The organism is Daejeonella sp., from assembly GCF_030695525.1.
In the GTDB taxonomy this organism is placed as follows: domain Bacteria; phylum Bacteroidota; class Bacteroidia; order Sphingobacteriales; family Sphingobacteriaceae; genus Daejeonella.
The window spans coordinates 22,505-44,055 of sequence record NZ_JAUYSS010000040.1 but is presented as its reverse complement, the minus strand read 5'-3'; the positions used below and the strand labels follow the sequence as shown (position 1 = coordinate 44,055).

Here is a 21,551-nt window from a genome sequence, read left to right as displayed (position 1 = left end):
CGAAAAAATATAGTAAATATTTTAATCACATCAGTATTTGCAGCATGTCAAAAATCATAACAATTACATTCAACCCCGCCATTGATAAGAGCACCACAGTAGCAGCCCTGATGCCTGAAAAGAAATTAAGGTGCACTAACCCGGTTTATGAGCCTGGCGGTGGAGGAATCAATGTGGCAAGAGCTATAAAAAAACTGGGGGGAAAGCCAACTGCCATTTATATGGCCGGGGGCTATACCGGCAAAGCATTTACGGAATTGCTTAACAAGGAAGGCATAGATTCAATACTTGCTGAAATAAAAGAGAATACAAGAGAAAACCTTATTGTGCTTGAAACCTCAACGAATCAGCAATACCGTTTTGGAATGCCGGGCCCGTCCATCCTTGAACAGGAGTGGCAACAATGCCTGGCACTTATTGAAAACATAAATGATGCTGACTTCATTGTAGTAAGCGGCGCTTTACCACCGGGTATACCCGTTTCTGTATATTCAGAAATTGCATCTATAGCAGGAAGAATAAATGCAAAACTTATTGTTGATACATCCGGTGAAGCTTTAAGGGAGGCCGTGCAGGCAGGTCTTTATTTAATTAAACCCAACCTGGCTGAACTGAGTTCATTGGTGGGTAAAGAAGATCTGAATATTGAACGGGTGGATGAAGCTGCCAGGGAAGTAATAAACAAATGGAAATGTGAAGTGGTAGTTGTGTCAATGGGTGCGGCGGGTGCCATGCTGGTAAGTGGAAATACAGCGATGCACATCATGCCCCCGGCTGTTAAAGTAAAAAGTACTGTAGGCGCTGGTGACAGTATGGTGGCCGGGATAGTGCTGAGCCTTGCACTAAATAAAAGCATTGAAGAAGCTGCGCAGTTTGGTGTAGCCTGCGGTACAGCCGCGACCATGAACCCGGGTACTGAATTATGCAGAAAGGAAGACGCAGACTATTTATTTAAACTAATGTCAACATAGCTCTAGAAGATAAATATTATTAAACTAATAATTAAATTATTTAACAATAAATAAACCATTTTATGTTTTACGAACAATTATACATTGAATTAGGGAGACTTTTTTATTCCATTGCTGTCATAGATGGTAAAGTACATTCAACTGAACGAGAATCCTTGCAGAAACTAATCCAAAATACCTGGAAACCATTAGAAGGGTCCATTGATAGGTATGGAACTGACCAGGCAAATTTAATAGATTTCGCATTTGAATATGAAGAAGCAGAAAGCACTGAACGAAACGGACTTGACTCATTCCTGGAGTTTTACGATGAGAATAAATCCCGCTTTACTCCAACACTTGTCGGTAATATATTACAAACAGCCGAGACCATAGCGAATGCCTATCGCGGGAAAAATAACAGCGAAAGTAAAATAATCGATAGGTTGATAATTGCACTTAGTAGCTGACATACGGTGGTTAACTGAGAATAAAGTGGATAATCCATATAAAATATATCTGGTTTTATCGCTCGCGCTACTGTAATATTTTGTGGGACCAAACTTTTGTTCTATGGTAACAAAATTGCCGACCTCACTGGCATTTGGTTATCTAAGTAATCATTTTTGCAATGGGCTACCTCTGGTGTGAAGAACCAATCCGCTTAATGCTAACAACTATTTCTCTTGCGTTAGCTGCCAATTGTGTTCTTTTTATCGAAACTACTATTAAATGATTGTCTGGTATGGATATAATCCTGCTCTTTGTTGCATTTGTAATTTTACTTTTGTTTACCCTTGTGTTGAACAAGAGTCTATTGATCGCTGCTTTCGTTAGTTTGGCGACTGTGATAATGGGAATCATAATCAGCGAAGGATTTAGTTCCTTTCGCATTTTGAGAGCCGGTATACATGGGACCATCGTAGCATTAGAAATTAGTTTATTAGTTCTCGGGGCATTGACATTTTTCAACTACCTCAAATCAGCCGGTTTTATTCAGAATTTGGAGACCTCGCTAAAGACATTCTCAACAAACAAGCTGATGGTTGTGATATTACTAGCCTTCTATTTCGGTGGGTTTATTGAAGGCATCTCAGGCTTTGGAACGCCTGCCATGATCGTGGCTCCTATACTACTCGGACTACGTTTTCCGCCCTATCTGGCTGCTTCGTTATCATTGCTGGCTAATACGATACCGGTTGTTTTCGGTGCTGTGGGAACACCAATCAAAATTGGGTTTGACGACCTCCCTATAACCCAGGTGCCTCAATATACCACCTTACTATTGTTGCTACCTACTATTTTGATGCCATTTGCCTTAAAGCGTCTTTTGAAGCTCGGGGGGATGATTACTATCTACCCGGAAACCGGAAAGCTCAATTTTGTAAGTTTACTGGCAGGTATTGCATTTGTTGTGCCCTTTATTGTAATTTCTCTATACAGTGTAGAATTACCGTCTATAATGGCCGCAATTATAGGGCTGCTTGCGTGGTTACAGGTGCTGAAGAATATTGGTGGGTCAATGCCAAGGGTAAATAGCACCTTAATCAAACAACTTTTTAAAACTTTTAAGCCATATTTGCTAATAGCTTTGTTGCTTATTCTTGGAAAAACATTACTGGGTAGTACTAAATTTTCGATCCTATGGCCCTCAATTGGGTTAAATAAGAGCATCAATGTTTTTCAACCGGGATTAGTCTTTTTTATAGGACTCTTATGCATCTATCTGTCTAATAGTAAACAAGGTGCCAGTATCAGACCTGCATTTAAGGCTTCAATACAACGTTTACCTACAACGTTTGCTTGTATTGCTTGTCTTGCCATCATAGCCAGTTTACTCGCGTCGAATCTGCAAATGGAAGAGTTGTTTGCCACTGGGTTCATCCCGGCTGCCTTTGCTCCCTCACTGGCCATCGCTACTGGTTTTTTGGGTAGTTTCATTGCCGGAAGCGCCACAATGTCGAATCTGATGTTTGGTGCAGAGTGGTATAACTTAGGGGTCAATGCCGGACTCAATACTTCTCTGCTTTTGGCTTGCCAGTTAGCCGGATCCGCTTTAGGAAACGCCTTGTCTGTTCAAAACATCGCAATGGTTCAAGCTGTACTGAATGAATCAGGTATGGAAAGGAAAATTTTGCAGACATTATGGAAACCTGTGTTGTTTTTCTTTTTGCTATTGAGCCTTAGCGCTTTTATTTGGGGGTACTTATGAAAATATAAGAGCTACTCCCCTATTGTTTAGCCATCCTATGTTTTAAAGTCTTAGGGAAGAATGAACATAGGTATACCAGCATCTGTTTTAAGCGAATTTTAAGCAATTCATTAAAACCTAAATGGCATGCTTATTGCGTAATTAATTGAATATAAAAAATGTATAAAATGTCAGGAAATAAAAAACAATTTGGTATTTGGATGGATTCGCAACATGCAACTGTTGTAGGTAAAGAAAATGTAGACTCCGGAAATTTTGTAGTATTAGCCCATGAAAAGGCAGATAGTCAGCATGGAAATTCGAGCGAAAATGCGGCGAACAATGCCGAAAGGGATTCGCTTCAAAAATTATTTAAAGGCATAACTTCCCATATGCAAAACGTTGACGAAGTACATGTAACCGGAACCGGTACTGCACAGGAACAATTTATTAAATACTTAAAAGAAACCCCACAGTACAAAAATGTGCTGGCTAAAGAAAGCACATCTAATAAAATGAGTGATGAAGGCTTAATTGAATATATATCAGCAAAATTCAAATGAGTTTCTAAAAATAAACATTAGCATAATTGGCGTCTTATTGAACCAGACAGGTTCAATAAGGCTGATCTTTTATTTAAAATACCTAAATAGAAACCTGAGTTCGTTTATTAAATCCAATTATTTTCTGTAATGGCGGATATTAATTTAACAGACTGTTTAAGGATAATAAAGCATCCCATGTGTGATTTTATTAGTAGAACTCAGGTTTATTTAATTATTCTATTTTGACATTGATACAAGCCTCAATGTCGTCACGCCTGCAGTTTCTGTACCATTTATTGATCCCGGTTAATGGCGAAATAATACCAGTAATTGGCAAGTTGATAAACCGGTAGTTTTGCTTCAAAAGTCAATCTGATAGAAAATTATTTAACATCATTGCATGTAATTGTTAGTTTCAAGTTCAACGCGGTTTTTGGCTAATAGAAAAAAAAGTTTCATCTCCTTTTCCTTAATCTCTTTTTTGAAAGTCTCGGCTGGGGTAGATTGCCGCTCCATTCGGGACGGCTTCAATGGTAAGAGTATCAACAGAAAATAGATACCTGAAAAGGTATAAAAAATAACATCCTTCCATTAATAATTAATAAACAAAAATCCCCAAACTTATAACAGATTTGGGGATTTTTATAAATTAAAGAGTCTTCTTATTTAAGAAAGACACCTAAAGAAATTCCTATTATATTATTTCTCCATGAAGAGTTACTATTGTTACTCCAATTGCTTAAACCTGCAGAATAATTGGTTGAAACGAAATACCTGTTCGAAAACTGATATCCAAGAAGGGCATTTAAACCAAGATCAACACGCTTAATTTCGCCATTCCCTGATCCAAATTCAACTTCTTCATTTCCATGCTCTTCTGATTTAATATTACCATTAAGGTTGTAACCCAATGATGGACCTACACCCAGAAAAATACCCTTAGCAGGATCCTTTCTGTAAGTAAAGTTGAGGGGTAACTCTAATGAGTTAAAAGCATAAACATCTGCATGATCGCCATGGTCAATTTTTGCACCACGGCCACTAAATAGTAATTGTGGCTGAAAGGATAATGATTTACTCATTGAAAAATCAGTAATCACACCAAAGTGAAGGCTGGTACGCCCACCTAATTCGTCCTTTAAATCATCATCATTGGTACTCACACTATTAAAATTCAAACCTGCTTTAAATCCAAATTTTGGGGCTTGAGCAAAAGTAATGCTTGCAGGTATAAGCAAAAGGGCAATAATTGTTAATTTTTTCATAATTGTTTTTAAGATTTGATTTATTTATTAATTGTTATTTTACGTTTAAGTTAAAGCTGATGGCTATATCTGAATGTCCCTTAGAGGGATCATCATTCGGTCCCTTTATAAGGGGTTTATGCATCAATTTTAATAATACTGAGCCCTGTCCACCTGTATTTCCTGTCTTCCATTGTGATATTAAGCCTATGGGAAATCCATTATCATCCTTATCTTTCTTTTCAATGGATAAACTCAAACCTGATAGGATAAAATAAACCTCATGCTGCTTGGCCTGCTGGAGAATAGTGGGGCTTATATCTTTAGTAACTCCATTACTGATATTGAAGAATTTCACCTCAACATCATAGGTTTTATTAATATCTAAACTAATATTATCGATCCTGGATGGTGGATTACCTCCATCACCATCCGGATCTTCGGCAACTATTGTGGATACGGTAGTGCCGCTCTGTTTAAAGAGCATCTCTATCCTATTTATAGCTTGATGCTCCGATTCATTATTAGCCATACTGGCCTTTTTACAGGATATCGCACTAACTGATAGAGCAATACTCAATACTCCTATTACATATTTTTTAAGCATAATTATACATTGATTTTAAGTCTTAATACAACATTGGTTCCTACCTCATCAGAAAAATACCTGAAACGGTTCATGTAATCACGATAGCGAACATTAAATAAATTAAAAACACTAGCACCAAGGCTAACCGGGGTTTTCATAAGCCGTATTTCTGTCGCGAAATTGAGATTGAAAAGTAAATATTCACTTGGTGGAGCCAGATAATCTATAAAATTATCAGGGATAAAACGCTGCCTGGCCACCCACAAAGCATTGGTTGATATATAATTGCTTTTTTTATCAGGTGAAAAATACCATGAAATTTCCTGATCAATTTGTGGTGCAGGCATTTGCTGTAACCAGGTACGGGATTCTAAATTACGTGGAATTAAAACACTAGCTTTAAATCTATAAGTCCATGATGGGTTTAAAGCAGTATTAAACGTTAGATCTGACCCACTTAACAAAGCATCAGCTTGTTTAAACTGAAAGGTTGGGAATGCACCACGCAATGTTAAAGTTGCCGGTAAAACTGGCACCAGATTAATAAAGTTCTGAATGTAATTAGCATAAAGCGTTAAGTCAATCTTTGTATTTTTATTCCACTGGTAATTAAACTGACTTGTATATTTCAAACTGGTTTCACTATTTAAATTTGGATCCCCAATTTCAAAATTGGCTGTACCATGATGCAAGCCATTCACATATAATTCATTAACATGAGGTGGCCTCCAGGCCAAAGAAAAATTGTTTACCCAACTCATATTATTATTGGGAACATAATTGATCGCAAATGAAGAAGAAAGGTTATTAAATTGTCTGTCTACCTGGAAATTTTGGCCATTTTGATTCCTAAATACCTCAAGACTGCGATAATCATATCTTAAACCCGCTTCAAATTGTAAATCATTCTTTTCCCATTTTCTAATCCCGTATAAGCCTAATAATAGATTTGTATAATTTGGTAGAAAAAATCTGCTACCACTCCAGATATTGGCCTGTCTTTGAACGGTAAAACCAAACTGTTGATTTGTATTAGCAAATCTATCGGTCTCAAAATTTAAGTCGGCGGTGGTGGTCCCTAAATTGAGATCTAATTCGGGATTATTATCAATGAGTGAGCGATCAAATTCCTTTCTGAAATTTTCCTGATGCGACAATACAAAGTTAATTCTCCGGTCTTTGCTTAATTCCTGAGTTAGTTTCGCCTTTATTAAATAATGAGATACTTCCTGACTTGGTCTGCCAATCTGGTAATCGAATTCATTAATATTGAATAAAGGAGTTTTATTATTAATTGCATTCTCTAAATCTGTCAAATTTCCAATGTGTGCGCCCCAAAAAATGCCTATTTTAGTGTTAAATGCACTAAAATAGATATCAGCTTTTGTTTTTTCCCGCTGATAACCTCCATGAAATGAATAATTTAACTCCTGAATACCGGTATTATGCAACCAATAATCGGGTGTACGAGCATTTCCTCCCCGCTTATAAGTTAGATGTGATCGCCATGCCCAGGAACTTTTTTCTGATTTAATACCTTGTTCCACAATAGAATTAAGCAGACCCATTCTATTATTTGAAGAATAAATTGTATTGACTTCAACACGAAGGCCCGTGTCTATATCTAAACTACGTGGTTCAACCAAAACAGCACCGCCAATAGCATCCGAACCATACCTAAGCGCGCCGGCACCCTTAATTACTGTTAAGCGAGAAGCTACTAAGGGATCTATTTCCGGAGCATGTTCTGCACCCCACTGCTGCCCTTCTTGTCTGACACCATTGTTTAGAATTAATACCCTCTGGCTGTGCAATCCATGTATAACAGGTTTAAAAACAGTACTGCCCGTTTGTAAAACTGAAACCCCACTCAACTGCTTTAACATTTCACCTAAAGTGCTGCCTTTAAGTTTTTGCATTTCCTCAACAGATAAGCTGGATTTAATTGAATTAACATCAGTATCATAACTAGAACTTACCACCACTTCACTGAGTTGCTCGGAAGTATGTAAAAGATAAAAATTCTGATTCACTAAGTCAGAATCTACAACTAAACTAGCTTCTATAGGGATGCAGCCTACATGAGTTATTTTTATGCGATAAGTTCCTGAACATAGTTTGTTAAAGCGATATACCCCAGATTTATTCGTTACCGCAATTTTATCACTACCCACAAGTGAAACAGTGGCACCAGACAAAATTTGTTTGTTTGTACCATCATAAATAATACCGCTTAATCGAAAATGGCATTCCTGCGCGATTGCCTCAACTACAAAAATGTTTAAGGTAATCAAACAGAAAATGCTGATTTTTATAGCAAATAATCGCTTTTTCATATGGGTTAAGTAATTATTTAAATTATAATTGTTAAGAAAACTTAATTATAAAACATCAGTATAGATGATTTTAAAAAAAAGAAATACTTGAATTAAAATTTAATTAGAAATGACAAACACTCAGAAAAGAGTGTATCAAAAAAGAAATAAGGAATTATTCAGAAGGGGGGCCTCTTAAACTGGTAAGAAGTAATTCAACAACATAACCTGTAATTTCATTATTAAGAAATACAGACATGGCAGGCGAAAGCCTTAATTTTTCGACAAAATTTGCTTTGGTAAACGTTTTATCGATATGAACAGCACAAACCCAGCAATAATCGGCACTATTTTTAGCATTTAAATCTTCCTTACTACTGGAATTTATCTGCTTGATAGTTTTATTAACAGCAAATGGTTCATGATTATGAAAAACATCGAGCGGCAAAAAAACAGCAGATAAAGCTATCAGTAAAAATACTGACAAATAAACGCTATATGATTTTCTCGATTTTTTCATCATCCAATTATTCAAAATTAATCAAATTTTTGTTAAAACAATAAAAAAACAAAGAATTCCATAGCATAATAAACGTTTTATATATTCAATTGGCCGCTATAGTACAGAACTTAAGAATACTTTCAGATATCAAAAAAGAATAACCGGGATATTGATTATTGTAGAGTTTGGTGCTTCTTCAAAAATTTTATTAAGCCAAGGGCTTTGAGTCCAGTAATTTAAAGAGAACTGTCAGATCTTATTAATTACAGTTTTTCGCATTGGTCCTGTAAGGTATTTAAGGTTTATATTTTTTTAATTTTAAAGAGAAAGTTTAAAGCTGCAGGTGATTTATATATAATCCTTTATCCTTGTTACTGTTTAAATCGTCTGACCAAGAACAAACTCCATTTTTCTTATTAAATACCAATCCTCAATTCAGTCTTGATAAGACAACGTTCAAGCTTAAAAAAATAAATTTTAGCCTTTTTAATTAACAGATACAAGTTCAAAAGGAGGATTATTATATTATGACTCTGAGCGGAAGACATAAAGCAATATTCAGCTGATAGATTTAAATCTCAGCAGCCATTGCAGGATCGCTCACACCATGCCTTGAGGTTTCAACCCTTCCAGCAAAACGATGCAAATAACCATCTTCTGATTGAACTGAGAAATCATACCAGTTTGCACTTTTTTGTAATTCCCAGCTTTTTTTCATCAACTTTCCGGGAGCAATGTCAAAAAAGCCCTGCTCTGTGTAATCATAAGCATTAGAAGATATTTTTAAGCGCATAGGTTTGTTTCCGGCATTCTGCATACTGACTGTTAATCCGCCAATTCTATGATCATATGATATTGTTGTTTTGGGCTCATTCTCTGAAATATTTCCTAAAATTTTTTGAAAATACCCATTGGGGCCATAAACTTCCAGCTCATATTTACCTTCATTTGTTGCTTTCCATTCATCATCAAGTGATTTTCCGGATTCAACTGTATACCGTTTGGGGATTTCATCCAAATGATTAAGATCATAAACATGGTAAACAGCTCCTGAAAAACCCTTGTTTTCAAAGATTAGCTTAATCTTATTATCCATTTTCAAAGCCCTAAAATGACAATGCAAACGATAAGGTAATGCACGTGAAAATCTTGTTCCTCTCTCCTGATATAGTGAAGATGGGGTTTCAGGAGCTCTTGATATTGGTAAACGCTTTGATGCTTCGTCACGAATCTCATGATCTGAAGTATCCGGTAAATCCGGAAAAACAGGATCATTGGGACTCTCAAAATCAAATGCGGAACAAAGATCGCTGCTTACAGCACGATGCCAGGGACTAATTGCAGGAATTATTAGTCCAAATCGTTTTTCAATAAACTGAGCAACGGAAGTGTGATCGGCAACTTCGGAATTTACCCAACCTCCTTTACTCCATGGAGATAAAATATACATAGGGACACGTGGTCCCATCCCCCATGGGCGGATATTCCCTGATACTACATCCCGTTTATCTATGTAATTGGTCTGACTATTTTCATTATCAAAATACATCCCTTTCAGATCAACTGTAGATTTACCGGCAAGTGTATTATCTGAATTATACGATGGGACTGCAGGAGAAGGCAAATGATCAAAAAACCCATCATTCTCATCAAATGTCAAAAAGAAAACGGTTTTACTCCATGTTTCAGGATTGGACGTGATAGCCTCCAGTACATCATGGGTAAAGTCTGCGCCACGATAAGGACTGGATGGTGCGCCTGGATGTTCCGAATTCTTTTGGGATGGTAATATCCAACTTACCTGAGGTAAGGAGCCATTCATTACATCATTTCTTAAATTTTCAAGAGTCCATTGCCGCATACCATTCTCATATATAGAAGATCCAGGTTTGGCTTCACGGAAACTTTTAAAAGCCAGACAGCCATGCATCGCTCCAGTCCAGTTATCATTAGGATCCTGATAAATACGCCAGCTTATACCTTCTTTATTCAGGACATCCGGAATAGTTGGCCAATTAAAGGAACTTCCCTGGTAGGTATATCCTGGCTCAGGTAAAGCACCCTTTATCCAGCAGCGTAGATTTACAGGCTCCGAATTTTCATCTGTGCAGTTAATCCCTGCTTCCCGTTTATACGGATCGAAATTGGAGCCGGAAAAGAATATAATCCTATTGGGATCTGTACCTGTGGCTATAGAGCAATGATATGCGTCGCATATCGTGAATGATTCAGCCATTGCATATTGAAAAGGCAGCTCTTCCCTCGTATAATATGCCATTGAGAATGGTGTTTTGAATAGAGGCCAAAAACCATATTTACCTTGATTCCAGGCAGCCTGTGAATCCGAAAAATTATGTGGCGTACCAGTAACCAATGCTGCATTTGAGGTTTTACCATGTGCCCTGTAAGGAGGAACAATCTGTTTGCCATCAGATTGGTGAAAGGCACGCTGACCACTTTTCAGGGGAACCGGAAAGCGGTCACCAAAACCCCTTACCCCTTTCATCGTACCAAAATAATGGTCAAACGAACGGTTCTCCTGCATCAGAATAACAATATGTTCTACATCTTTAATTGAGCGGCTCGCATTGTGTGCCTGGACAGCTAGTGCCCGTTCCAATAAAGGCCCCCATAATGCGGTCGCAATACCCGCTCCGGTGCTCATGCTTATAAACTTTCGTCTGTTCAGTTTGCTCATGGTTTTAAAAAATAATGGAACAAAAAAGGTTCTGGATGAGATTCCTTTATTTCCTCCTAATTCCTGTTAAAATAATCAATGTTTTCTAGTTAGAACAAATAGAATAACCATAATTGAAAAATTCGGGTATAGGCTTCTGTTCAAAAAGGTATCAGGGCCACTGATTATACGGGGGAACCGGGGAACTGCCAGTTCATGATCAACCTTCTCAACTTTCGGGAACCCAAGGAAGACAAGTTTAGGTAAAAGCTATTTCAGCCTTTGGGGATCATTCCTCAGTGCATTAGAAAAAAGCAGGAATCCATTCCGGGGGCTTGTACAATCATTGGCTTTACCAGAAGCCCGAAACTTCATAAATATGTTTCCATACAGGCATAGTCCCCATTTCTGAGGTCCAAAAATATTTTTTGTATCTTTGTACTTCCTGAACAATAATCCCTTAACCAGAATTTTCTAATTCGTCCCGGGTAGCTTATTGTTCTCATAATTACAAGCAGGTAGCCTGCCAACAGCTTTTTTTACGGCAATTATATTCGGCTTCCTGGATTGTTCATCCGTTCAATCTCCTTTGGAGAATAAAACCTCTGGCTATGACTCAATTTTTGTCCAGATTCTATTTTGGCAATTCATTACAGGATTGGTTAATATCACTCTCCATTTTTGTGGGAGGAATTTTACTGATCGCAATTTTTAAACGGGTAGTATTAAAGCGCCTCAAACTATGGGCTTTCAGGAGCGAAACTACATTCGATGATTTCCTTATCGCAAATTTCGAAAAATCAGTTGTTCCCCTCTCTTATCTGGCGATATTCCGTTTAGCAATAAACATGTTAGAAATCGGGCCAAAAATAGCTTCTGTCCTGCATGTAGCTACCCTGCTGTATATTACATTTTTCATTCTTCGGATTATTACCTCTGTTGTGAAAAAATTTATTTTCTCTTTCATAAAAACGAGTGAGAACAGGGATTCTGAGAAAAAACAGGCGAAGGGGCTTTTGCTGGTTATTAATATCATAATCTGGATACTGGGGATTGTTTTCATTATAGATAATTTGGGTTATAATGTAACTACCCTGATCACCGGATTGGGAATAGGTGGAATCGCGATAGCTCTTGCCGCCCAAACTATTCTGGGTGATCTTTTTAGTTATTTTGTAATCTTTTTTGACAGGCCATTTGAAATCGGCGACTTCATAATAGTTGAAAACAATATGGGTTCGATAGAATACATTGGCATAAAGACCACCCGAATACGAACGCTTAGCGGTGAGCAGTTGATTTGCTCCAATACCTATCTGACAAACTCCCGGATTCATAATTTTAAGCGGATGGAAGAGCGGCGGATCGTCTTCAAACTTGGTGTAACTTATCAGACCTCATCCGAACAGGTGAAGGCAATTCCTGCGATGGTTAAAGAAATTATTAAATCCAGTAAGAATGTGCGCCTTGACCGTGGACACTTTGCCGGATTTGGTGATTTCAGCCTTGATTTTGAATTTGTTTATTACATTTTGAGTTCTGACTATAGCGTATTTATGGATAAACAAGAGGAAATATATTTTGGGATACTCTGCCGGTTTGAGGCAGAGCGAATTGAATTTGCCTATCCAACTCAAACTCTTTTTACGGTTTCAAGTCCCAATGTTCAAGAAATTAACAATAAAAAAATGGAGACAATTAATCAAACCTGATAATCTTAAAATAGCATCTATGAAAAAGGAAATAAAAAACATTCTGGTAGCGATAAATTTCTCTAATTCAACAGAAAATGCAGTCAAAATCGGTTTAGCTATGTGTAAAAGGCATAATGCTTCTTTACATTTATTGAAGGTTAATAAGGTAAATGATTTCCCTTACCCTATCGGAAAGAAGGCATTACTAATTGGGTTCAGACTAGAAACCATGATGGCTGAAATGAAATCATTGGAGAAGTATGCAAAGGATTTGGAAGAAACCCATCAAATAAAATGCTATTACCATATCGAAGAGGGTAGCTTCTCCACTACAGTGGACAAAGTCGCTACTATTTATGATTGTGAGCTGATTGTATTAGAAAAAAAGTCGGGCTCAAGCCATTTCAGTTTCTTCAATAACAGGGACGTTTCCACGATTATAAAAACCACATCCTGTCCGGTTTTAGTTGTTCCTGAAAATTGCCCTCATGATAATTTCAAAATGATATTATTCCCCTTTTGGCTAAAGAAACCTAATCTTCCTAAGCTTGAACTGACATTACCAATCATAGAAAAAAATGCGTCAAAAGTTATTTTGTTTGGAATGGTTAAATCGCCAAATGACATAAAGGAATTGGATACGGTGAATAGATTGATGCGCTCCGTCCATAAACTCATTTCTATTACTACCAGGAATATTAAAACAGAGCTGGAAAAGACATCCGGAACAGCTAAATCAATCCTTAAAAAAGCAGTTGAATCAGAATCAGACCTGATTGTAATATCCGGCCATGTCAAAAGCAATCTTCCAATCTTTGGCAAACAAAGTAAGAACAGGTTCATTATAAATAATGCTTCTGTACCAGTGCTTAATCTAAAGTAATTATACAGTCACACTTAACACAAGGATTTCAGCCAAATGAAATACCTGTGTCAGTAAACCATGTAGATTCCTCGCTTCCTTGAAGGTTGAATAAGATTATGAAGAAAAAATCAATTCTTCTTCATAATATAGGCAAATATATCCCTGATCTCCTGATCATCTAAACGATCCAGAATACGTTCGGGCATAATGGATACCGGCAATGCTTTCATCTCTTTAATTTGTTCTACAGAAAGTATGATCTCTTTACCAGCCTGTGTTTGGATAGTATGAGTATCTCCATTACTGGCAGCAATCTTACCTTCAATCGTCCGTCCATCGCTTGTAATAATCCGGTGAAGTCCGTATCCTTCCCTGATATCGGCATTGGGATCGATTACATTCAGTAAAAAGTAGTTCAAATTACTGCGTTCATAGCCGGTAAGATCAGGGCCAATAGTTCCGCCTTCATTAAACAGCCTGTGACAGTAGCCACAATTGGCCAGGTATAGAATTCTGCCATTTTTGATATCTCCGGAACCTGTTTTTAACAATTTGGAATATTTGGCCAGGGCATTGTTCTTTTCTGAAGATCCGGATAGTTTCACATTAGGCCAGTAGCTATCGGCCTGAGCACTGATTTTGGTATCATTTAAAAGTTTTAACCTGCGGGCTATCTGATCAGAAACATCGTCCTTACTTATTCTTTTAGTCTCTGCGATTGCCGTAAATAATTGATTTGCCCAATTGACCCTACTGGCAAATAAATCCAATGCAGCATTCCTCACACCGTTATCTCCCCTGAACTGAGGATAGGCCTTAACCACCCTTAAACCAATTTCATCAATATTATAGCGTTGTAATGCTTGAAGGGCAGCCTCTTTCATTGCACCGGTAGACTTGCTACTTTCTACAATTCCCAGTAAAACAGGAACAGATTCCGGCTGATTGGTCTGACCAAAAATTACGATATAGGATAAACGATGGGTAAAATCAGCATTTTCATCGGCAATAACACTTAATGCTTTTTTCACAGCTGTCCTATTTCCCTGCCGTATAGACAGAGCCAAAGGAGCACCAAAAAGCTCCGATTGATAGGGCTGAATCGCTTTAGTCAGCTCGGTTGATAATCCAATTGCATCCTTGCCCCGAAGCCCTTCACGGAGTCCGCTCATTCCTATTTTAGCATAAACTTTCGAAGGTGCAAGACGGATCAATTTTGAAGCTGCACTATAATTGGCATCTCCAGCCGACATGATATAGCGCTGCATTAAACGCTTCAACAATACATCACGAACCAGCTTTTTCTGCCATATTCCCTTATCTTCAAAAATGGCGATCAAAACATCCCTGTCAGACTCTGATTTGGCCTCCATAGCCCACCAGATCAATAATGGAATATCCGGATCATTTGAATCATCATGATTGTTGATTAGATTTTTCAGTATTGGGATAGCAACAATTCCGTCTAACCTCTTTGCTGTGGCGGCTAGCTGACTTCTTACCAGCACGCTGGTTTCATTTGCTGCCAGTACTGCCAGCCTGGAAGCTATAGCAACAGAAACTTTTTTTCTATCCCCAAGTAATCGTACGGCCCACTCGCGTACATACTGATCCTGATGATCAAGGGCTTTGCCAGCAAGTTCATCATTTAAACCACCGCTCACATTAATAGCCCATAATGCTTCTAATGCCTGATCAGGCTTACCTGATATTAAAATATCTGCCAATCTTGGAACAATGGATTTATCTCTCCTATTTGCAAACTGCAGTATTGCTTGCTGGCGAAACCATTTATTTTTATGATCAAGCAGCTTGATCAATTGAGCATTCGTAAATTTACTCAGATCAAAATTCGGATAAGCAGTCTTAGAACCTTTGGCACGAAGCCGGTAAATCCTGCCTGAACTCTTATGCCAGGTATCACGGGGATCCACATGTGACAGCCGGCTATCATACCAGTCAGCAATATATACCGCACCATCTGGTCCGGATTTAATATTCACCGGCCTGAACCAATGATCCTCAGTTTCAACAATTTTTTTTTCATCCACATTTCTAAAACTGGAGCCATTCGGTTCAAATCGGCTTAGTTGCACATAATTCAATAATGGATTAACAGCAATCATCTTACCTTCATAAGCTTCAGGTAAACTGCCTCCTTCATACCTGATAAGGGAATGTGTAAAACGGATTTTTTCACCAATCAGTTCCATATTATCCAGATTCCCAAAGGTATAAGGGTTTGTGTATGGACCATGTTTGCCCAGACTTCTGGGATAATATCCACCCTGTTTATAATAAGGACCCCGGTCGGAACCATTATTCCCTGAATAAAGCCTTCCCTTGCTGTCAAACTCAACATTAAAGGTATTACCTCCGCCTTCGGCAAATACTTCAAAAACTTTAGTATCTACATTATATCTCCAGATCACCTGCCCCGAAAAAGCAATATTTTTTGATACATCAGAACTGATATTGGCTGTGGTAGTACTTCCCTGTGCACCATATAACCAACCGTCGGGGCCCCATCTCAGACTATTGGCAACCGCATGGGTATCTTCAAGTCCAAAACCACTTAAATGAACTTTTGCTTCTCCATTAGGTATCCCATCGGCATCCGGATCATCGTAAGAAAGCAGATAAGGTGGATTCAAAACCCAGATTTTTCCTCTTCCGGTTAGTACACTGGTTGCAATATTAAGTCCTTTAATCGCATCAGTGGATTTATCATAGGTTCCATCTCCATCTGTATCCTCAAAAATGCTGATCTTATCGGCGCCTTTAAGTCCGCCGGGTGGAGCAACTGGTACCTTGTCAAAATGAACCCTCAAAAAATTGTCGACACTGGTCACTTTTAGCCCAAGAGGATATGGATATTGATGATATTGCACCACCCAAAGCCGGCCCCGATGATCAAAGCTGAGTTCAACAGGCTGAACTATCTCGGGTTCTGATAAGACCAGATCCATGATTAGATCATCAGGATAGCGAAAATCGCTCAGTGCCTTTTGAGGCTGGGTTGGCTGGGTTGAGTCAGTTAATGCCCCTAGTCCTTTGAAAGCTTCCATATAGCGTGCAACGTCTTCATTTGCAGCGATATCATTTATTTCCGGTACTTTGCTTTGTTGATCGGTATTACATGCCTGAAGCCCGATAAACAAGCTTACCATAATATAAAACAACTTAATTTTGTCTTTCATCCAAAATTTACGTTAAAAAGTTTAACTAATCAATTGAAGTATTTTCTTTCAGAATTACACCGGTAGCCATATTTTTTATCTGAGAAATTTTTCCATTTCCTATACTATTATCTTTTACCAGAGTACCGGTACACAATCCTTTCAATAATATCCCTGTCAGCATTCCATTATTCTTAATACCCTCACTGATAATACAATTCCTAAGCTGTAAATTTATGCTCCGTTCAATCAGAATTCCGTTGAAAATGGGATTTTTTATGTGACAGTCAGTTATACTAATTTCCCGGCTGTCAGTTACGACAATAGCCCCTCCATCTTCCTTATTTCCATTTCCTGATCCATCAATTATGTTATCACTCATGATTACGTTCTCCCCGCGACTGAGTAAAATACCACCGTATGCAGATGGCTGGGAAGGGAAATAATCCTCATTATGATCAAAAACATTTCCGTTTATGATCAGATTTCGGCCATTATTGATCAGCAGATGACGATTATATCCACGAATGAAGGTATTTCCTGTGATACTAATCCCCCGGGTATTTTCAAGATGAATATTTAACTCCTGATTGCTGATATGGTTGCCGGTAATGCTCCATAAACCAATCTTATCCGGATTGCCTTCCAATCCCAAAAACCTGATATTTGCTCCTCCCGTACTGGGTATTGCCTGAATGGTATTGCCCGATATTGTGCCTTCACGTACACTACCACCCCGAGAGCAATCCACCAAAATATCTGCTGACACAGGTCCTTCAGGGTCACAATTGTATTCTATATCATTACCAGTTATCTGAAAATTGCGAATTTCGCTGCTAAAGACCTTGATACCACCTTTTTTACAGTAACTAATATGGCTGTCACTGATGATAAACTGGTGAATATTAACCTGGTCTAAAAAAATACCTATACCGCTGTTATTGTAAATATGGCAGGCATCAATCAGAATATTCCGGTTTCGGGATGTCAAATGTATCCCATTCCGCACATTTCGGATCAGCAATGCACGCAGTGTGGGCATTAGCGTATTTCTGAGTTCTATACCGTCGGCATTAATATGATCTCCAACGATCTCCAATGCATCGATCAAAGGCATCCTTTCTTTATCCCAGGTCACCTGTTTTACCGATGAAGGAAGCGCTGATCCCTTAGCATGTGAACCAATAAAACTAAAAGCTGCACCTTCAGCTGCCATAATAACGCTGGCGCTTGCTCCACGTCCTGAAAGACCAATGGCCCCATAGCGGGAAAGATCAATTTCTATAGTTTTTGTGATCCGATAGCTGCCCCTAGGGAATTCAACCAGCCCGTCGAAAGCACCTGAAATTGCAGCATTGATAGCCCTGGTATCATCTGATATACCATCCCCTTTTGCTCCAAAATCCCTTACATTAACAGTATACCCTTTGGAAGGCTGCAAGCAGACTATAATACAAAGCAGAAGGATATAAAAAATGGAAAATGATCTTTGATGCATGGATAATGATCTTTTATTTAAAAGTAAATTAATATTCAATATTTGAGTTCCCATTATTCTAAATAAAGAAGCAGGTATTTATCTAATTAATCAGGATCTCGTCAAAAAGAATCAATGCCGCCTTCCCCTTTCCGGGATGCCATGAAGGCATTTTATTTAAAGGTTTTGCAATAATTTTGAGGTAAGATACTGTTGTAGTTTTAAATTTGATCTCGTATTTGCTTATTTGCGGAGGATCTTTTAGGACAGGCATTTTGGGATTAATAGAATTCAGCAATTTTAGGTTATCCGGATCTGGTCCACCATAAACTTCAATTCGGATTGGTGGAAATACAGAAGAATTAATATTGACTAATGAATTTAGTACCACTGAACTAATCTCAACAGCTTTATTAAAATTCAGAATCACCAGCATATCCTTATCCTTAAAACCCTGCCAATTCGTGTTATTAACATCAGAATCAGCCAATTGTCCGTCAATTAAGGTTTTGGATCCATTACCTTTAAAATTGATATCAGCAATACTTAACAAATTGATATGGTCTGGTTTAAATGCTGATTTGTAAAAAGCAAAACTGCTTACCTCACTGCTTTTCCAACCGGCTTTATAGGCTTTTGCTTTGATCATCACATTTTCAGTAATCCTGATCTCCTTTTTAAAAACAGGGGAAGCCACACTGTCCGGGTCCTTTCCATCAAGGGTGTAGCGGATAATCACATCCTTTCTCGGATGGTTGAGCTGCACATTTGTCTGGCTCATGAATACCCTTGAATTGTTTTTAAGGGATGGTTTGGATAACTGGATTAATGTTGTCCCATCATCTTTAAATCCCGTAATTATATTCAGTGAACTGTTGGCTTTTTTTAATTGGACTATATCCTTTTCCGTCAGTGCAGTATTCCATACGGATATTTCACGAAGGTTTCTATTGTTAAGGAGCGGCAGAAGCTGCTGAATCTTTACCTTGGTGCCCGATAATGATAATGTCTGCAGTTTTTTCAAAGCGCTCAAGTCCTGAAGTCCGCTGCCATTGATATCTGTAAAATTCAGATCCAGTTTTTGCAATTCCTTCAGTTTCGAAATAAACTTCAGATCTTCATCTTTCACCGGCATCCTACTCAACCTGAGCGATACAATCTGTTTTTTAATCTCTGATAATTCTTCGAGGGATTTTGAATTATATGCGTTCTTGCTGAAATAACTAACAGCCAAAGCTGGTGATTCCCTGGAAATGGGACTAACCATCCGGTAGAAAGTATTCAGGTCTTCAATTGTCTCTTCATCTGCTGCAGCAAAATCATACTCATCCGGAACTTTGACAGCAGGCTTGAGGCGGGAGCTTGCCAGAATCCGCAAAGAATCATCTGCAGGCAGATCCATTACCTTTTTACTAAAATCCTGATGACCTTTGATCCATTGGAAAAGAATTAGCACCTCCTCAGGGTTAAGCTGCGGCTTTCCGGATGGAGGCATATGCTTTTTGTCGCTCAATGGCAGGTGTATTCTTTCCAATAACAAACTTACCCGGGGATCTCCCGGAACAAAAAGCTTGCCCGTCTTTCCGCCCATCATAATAGAAGCTGAATCAGTCAGCTTTAATTTGCCTTTTAACTTTTCATCACTGTGACAGCTTACACATTTCTCCTGGAAAATAGGTTTAATGACGTGGTCATAAACCAATGCCTGTTCAATTGGCACAATCGGAATTTTGGTAACAGGCTGCAAAACGAAATTTTCACCATGCGTCAGGACCGCTCCAAAATGTCCGGCAAGCACAATGGTAAGGCTGAGAATAATCGCGCCGGCTTTAGCCACGGCATTTTTATACCAATTGGAGCTTCTTAATATAAAAATCAATGAGGCTAAAAATACAATGCTTACACCTGCCCATTTATGCCAATTTAATACATCCCCAGGCTCATAAGAATCTTCGAGTGACAGGAAAATGCCCATGATTACCGTGATTGCAGCCATTACAATTCCAGAGAACATAATCCTGCTTGTAATATCACGGTAGAACTTTCTGCTTTCTTCAATAATTTTAAACTGGAAAAACTCCATTATTAAGGAAACCAAGAGCAATACAATAGGAAAATGCAGCAACATAGGATGCATTCTACCCAGAGGCTGCAGCCATTCGGGGATGATCAGTTTATTTTCGAAAATCAATAAAAAGATGATCAGGGTATTAAGAAATAATAAAATATTACCCGAATAAGCTTTCAAATTGATCTTCATGTAAAAAAAGGGTAAATTGTTAGACTCGTTTAAATTTATAGGGATATACTTTGCCGGAAGCCCATTGTGCGACATATAGATTTTCATCATCATCCACACAAACATCATGAGGATGTACAAAAATTTTCTCGGCCTGTATCATGGTTTGCAAGCTGGCATCCTTATTATATATTGGTTCGGTACCGCCGATATTTGAAACAACTTTGTTCTCCTTATTGAGAATAGTCACAAAACCTGATCCGGCATTAGCCAAACTTGGGGAACGTAATACAGCAGCATACAGATGATCCTTTTTTATAACTGCCCTGCAAACACAAGCACCTGGTAAATTGATGATCTCCTGCAGTTTACCATCCATAGTAAATCGTTTAAAACAATTACGGGTCCGGTCGGTGACCAATAGGCTGGGCTGGGTATAACGGCGGTCAATTACTATTCCATGAGCATTATCCAGGAATTCATCGCCCACTCCCCTTCCACCAAAATAATTCTTTAACTTACCATTAGCATCGTAATGTAAGATATATTGGGCTCCATACCCATCAGCAACAAAGAAATCCCCATTACTATCAACAGCTACTTCAGTTGGGACAAATTCCTTTGCACTCTTGTATATTCCTGCTTCCATAGGAACATCAATGGTCATCAATATTTTACCACTCATTGTGGTTTTGTAGACCTGATGTTTTTCAGTATCCGTAATATAAAGAAACTGAGTGCCATTTTCATCAGCCAAAGTAAGCCCATGCCCTCCCGGAAATTCATTACCCCATGACTCCAGAAGTTTACCCGATTTATTGTAAATCAATATATTGTTTTTGGTTTCATTGGTTAGCAGGATGATTCTGCCCTTCTTATCCTGAACCATCTCATGACAATCATTCACCGGATACATTGAAGAATCCAATTGCCCCCATTGGGTATCAAGGGTATAACGCATACCATTGTGACCATAAACAGGTCCTTTTTCCTTCGCAAATAAATCTTTAGTAATTATAAGACTTGCGGTAAGCCCTGCAGAATTCTGCACGAATTTCCTTCTATTCATAGATTGAATTTAATT

At 38.3% G+C, this 21,551-nt stretch carries 15 protein-coding genes; 6 read left to right on the top strand and 9 right to left on the bottom strand.

All coding sequences use genetic code 11. The features are described 5' to 3' along the window. Positions 1 to 44: 44 nt before the first annotated feature. From Q8S11_RS08900 to Q8S11_RS08885, 4 genes are all read left to right on the top strand, one after another. Positions 45 to 971: a 1-phosphofructokinase family hexose kinase gene (locus Q8S11_RS08900; RefSeq protein ID WP_305661739.1), complete on the top strand. Its 927-nt coding sequence runs from the start codon at positions 45 to 47 to the stop codon at positions 969 to 971. Positions 972 to 1,033: 62 nt separating this feature from the next. Further along, positions 1,034 to 1,420: a hypothetical protein gene (locus Q8S11_RS08895; RefSeq protein ID WP_305661738.1), complete on the top strand. Its 387-nt coding sequence runs from the start codon at positions 1,034 to 1,036 to the stop codon at positions 1,418 to 1,420. 275 nt (positions 1,421 to 1,695) lie between these two features. Continuing rightward, complete coding sequence (locus Q8S11_RS08890) at positions 1,696 to 3,162, top strand: L-lactate permease (RefSeq protein WP_305661737.1); 1,467 nt, start codon at positions 1,696 to 1,698, stop codon at positions 3,160 to 3,162. A gap of 167 nt (positions 3,163 to 3,329) precedes the next feature. Then, the gene (locus Q8S11_RS08885) at positions 3,330 to 3,704 is read left to right on the top strand and encodes a hypothetical protein (RefSeq protein ID WP_305661736.1); all 375 of its coding nucleotides are present in this window, start codon (positions 3,330 to 3,332) and stop codon (positions 3,702 to 3,704) included. A 644-nt stretch (positions 3,705 to 4,348) separates the two neighbouring features. On the opposite strand, the gene Q8S11_RS08880 is transcribed toward Q8S11_RS08885, so the two are convergent. The 5 genes from Q8S11_RS08880 to Q8S11_RS08860 all read right to left on the bottom strand — a co-directional run bounded on the left by Q8S11_RS08880 (position 4,349) and on the right by Q8S11_RS08860 (position 11,034). Next, positions 4,349 to 4,951, bottom strand: coding sequence for a porin family protein (locus Q8S11_RS08880; RefSeq protein ID WP_305661735.1), 603 nt, complete (start codon positions 4,949 to 4,951; stop codon positions 4,349 to 4,351). Between the two features lie 34 nt (positions 4,952 to 4,985). Continuing rightward, the gene (locus tag Q8S11_RS08875) at positions 4,986 to 5,537 is read right to left on the bottom strand and encodes a hypothetical protein (protein ID WP_305661734.1); all 552 of its coding nucleotides are present in this window, start codon (positions 5,535 to 5,537) and stop codon (positions 4,986 to 4,988) included. A 2-nt stretch (positions 5,538 to 5,539) separates the two neighbouring features. After that, positions 5,540 to 7,855 (bottom strand): TonB-dependent receptor, encoded by a 2,316-nt coding sequence (locus Q8S11_RS08870; protein ID WP_305661733.1) that lies wholly within the window; start codon positions 7,853 to 7,855, stop codon positions 5,540 to 5,542. A gap of 154 nt (positions 7,856 to 8,009) precedes the next feature. Beyond that, complete coding sequence (locus tag Q8S11_RS08865; RefSeq protein ID WP_305661732.1) at positions 8,010 to 8,357, bottom strand: hypothetical protein; 348 nt, start codon at positions 8,355 to 8,357, stop codon at positions 8,010 to 8,012. Between the two features lie 550 nt (positions 8,358 to 8,907). Further along, on the bottom strand, positions 8,908 to 11,034 hold the full coding sequence (locus Q8S11_RS08860) for a phosphocholine-specific phospholipase C (protein WP_305661731.1): 2,127 nt from the start codon (positions 11,032 to 11,034) through the stop codon (positions 8,908 to 8,910). Between the two features lie 590 nt (positions 11,035 to 11,624). Between Q8S11_RS08860 and Q8S11_RS08855 the strand changes: the two genes are divergently transcribed. Beyond that, complete coding sequence (locus tag Q8S11_RS08855) at positions 11,625 to 12,725, top strand: mechanosensitive ion channel family protein (protein WP_305661730.1); 1,101 nt, start codon at positions 11,625 to 11,627, stop codon at positions 12,723 to 12,725. Between the two features lie 19 nt (positions 12,726 to 12,744). Continuing rightward, positions 12,745 to 13,590, top strand: a complete 846-nt coding sequence (locus Q8S11_RS08850) for a universal stress protein (protein WP_305661729.1) — start codon at positions 12,745 to 12,747, stop codon at positions 13,588 to 13,590. A 110-nt stretch (positions 13,591 to 13,700) separates the two neighbouring features. Here the strand turns inward: Q8S11_RS08850 and Q8S11_RS08845 are convergent, their stop codons facing one another. The 4 genes from Q8S11_RS08845 to Q8S11_RS08830 all read right to left on the bottom strand — a co-directional run bounded on the left by Q8S11_RS08845 (position 13,701) and on the right by Q8S11_RS08830 (position 21,536). Beyond that, a complete protein-coding gene (locus Q8S11_RS08845; RefSeq protein ID WP_305661728.1) occupies positions 13,701 to 16,772 on the bottom strand; it encodes a c-type cytochrome in 3,072 nt (1,023 codons plus the stop codon). Between the two features lie 25 nt (positions 16,773 to 16,797). Next, positions 16,798 to 18,249 (bottom strand): right-handed parallel beta-helix repeat-containing protein, encoded by a 1,452-nt coding sequence (locus Q8S11_RS08840; protein WP_305661727.1) that lies wholly within the window; start codon positions 18,247 to 18,249, stop codon positions 16,798 to 16,800. An 82-nt stretch (positions 18,250 to 18,331) separates the two neighbouring features. Further along, a complete protein-coding gene (locus Q8S11_RS08835; protein WP_305661726.1) occupies positions 18,332 to 20,488 on the bottom strand; it encodes a DUF2231 domain-containing protein in 2,157 nt (718 codons plus the stop codon). Between the two features lie 19 nt (positions 20,489 to 20,507). Next, positions 20,508 to 21,536 carry a hypothetical protein gene (locus tag Q8S11_RS08830; protein WP_305661725.1) on the bottom strand — a complete coding sequence of 343 codons (1,029 nt, stop codon included), beginning with the start codon at positions 21,534 to 21,536 and terminating at the stop codon, positions 20,508 to 20,510. Positions 21,537 to 21,551 lie beyond the last annotated feature (15 nt).

Coding starts and splice junctions, on each gene's coding strand:
- Q8S11_RS08900 (WP_305661739.1), top strand. CDS start 45: ATGTCAAAAATCATAACAATTACATTCAACCCCGCCATTGATAAGAGC.
- Q8S11_RS08895 (WP_305661738.1), top strand. CDS start 1,034: ATGTTTTACGAACAATTATACATTGAATTAGGGAGACTTTTTTATTCC.
- Q8S11_RS08890 (WP_305661737.1), top strand. CDS start 1,696: ATGGATATAATCCTGCTCTTTGTTGCATTTGTAATTTTACTTTTGTTT.
- Q8S11_RS08885 (WP_305661736.1), top strand. CDS start 3,330: ATGTCAGGAAATAAAAAACAATTTGGTATTTGGATGGATTCGCAACAT.
- Q8S11_RS08880 (WP_305661735.1), bottom strand. CDS start 4,951: ATGAAAAAATTAACAATTATTGCCCTTTTGCTTATACCTGCAAGCATT.
- Q8S11_RS08875 (WP_305661734.1), bottom strand. CDS start 5,537: ATGCTTAAAAAATATGTAATAGGAGTATTGAGTATTGCTCTATCAGTT.
- Q8S11_RS08870 (WP_305661733.1), bottom strand. CDS start 7,855: ATGAAAAAGCGATTATTTGCTATAAAAATCAGCATTTTCTGTTTGATT.
- Q8S11_RS08865 (WP_305661732.1), bottom strand. CDS start 8,357: ATGATGAAAAAATCGAGAAAATCATATAGCGTTTATTTGTCAGTATTT.
- Q8S11_RS08860 (WP_305661731.1), bottom strand. CDS start 11,034: ATGAGCAAACTGAACAGACGAAAGTTTATAAGCATGAGCACCGGAGCG.
- Q8S11_RS08855 (WP_305661730.1), top strand. CDS start 11,625: ATGACTCAATTTTTGTCCAGATTCTATTTTGGCAATTCATTACAGGAT.
- Q8S11_RS08850 (WP_305661729.1), top strand. CDS start 12,745: ATGAAAAAGGAAATAAAAAACATTCTGGTAGCGATAAATTTCTCTAAT.
- Q8S11_RS08845 (WP_305661728.1), bottom strand. CDS start 16,772: ATGAAAGACAAAATTAAGTTGTTTTATATTATGGTAAGCTTGTTTATC.
- Q8S11_RS08840 (WP_305661727.1), bottom strand. CDS start 18,249: ATGCATCAAAGATCATTTTCCATTTTTTATATCCTTCTGCTTTGTATT.
- Q8S11_RS08835 (WP_305661726.1), bottom strand. CDS start 20,488: ATGAAGATCAATTTGAAAGCTTATTCGGGTAATATTTTATTATTTCTT.
- Q8S11_RS08830 (WP_305661725.1), bottom strand. CDS start 21,536: ATGAATAGAAGGAAATTCGTGCAGAATTCTGCAGGGCTTACCGCAAGT.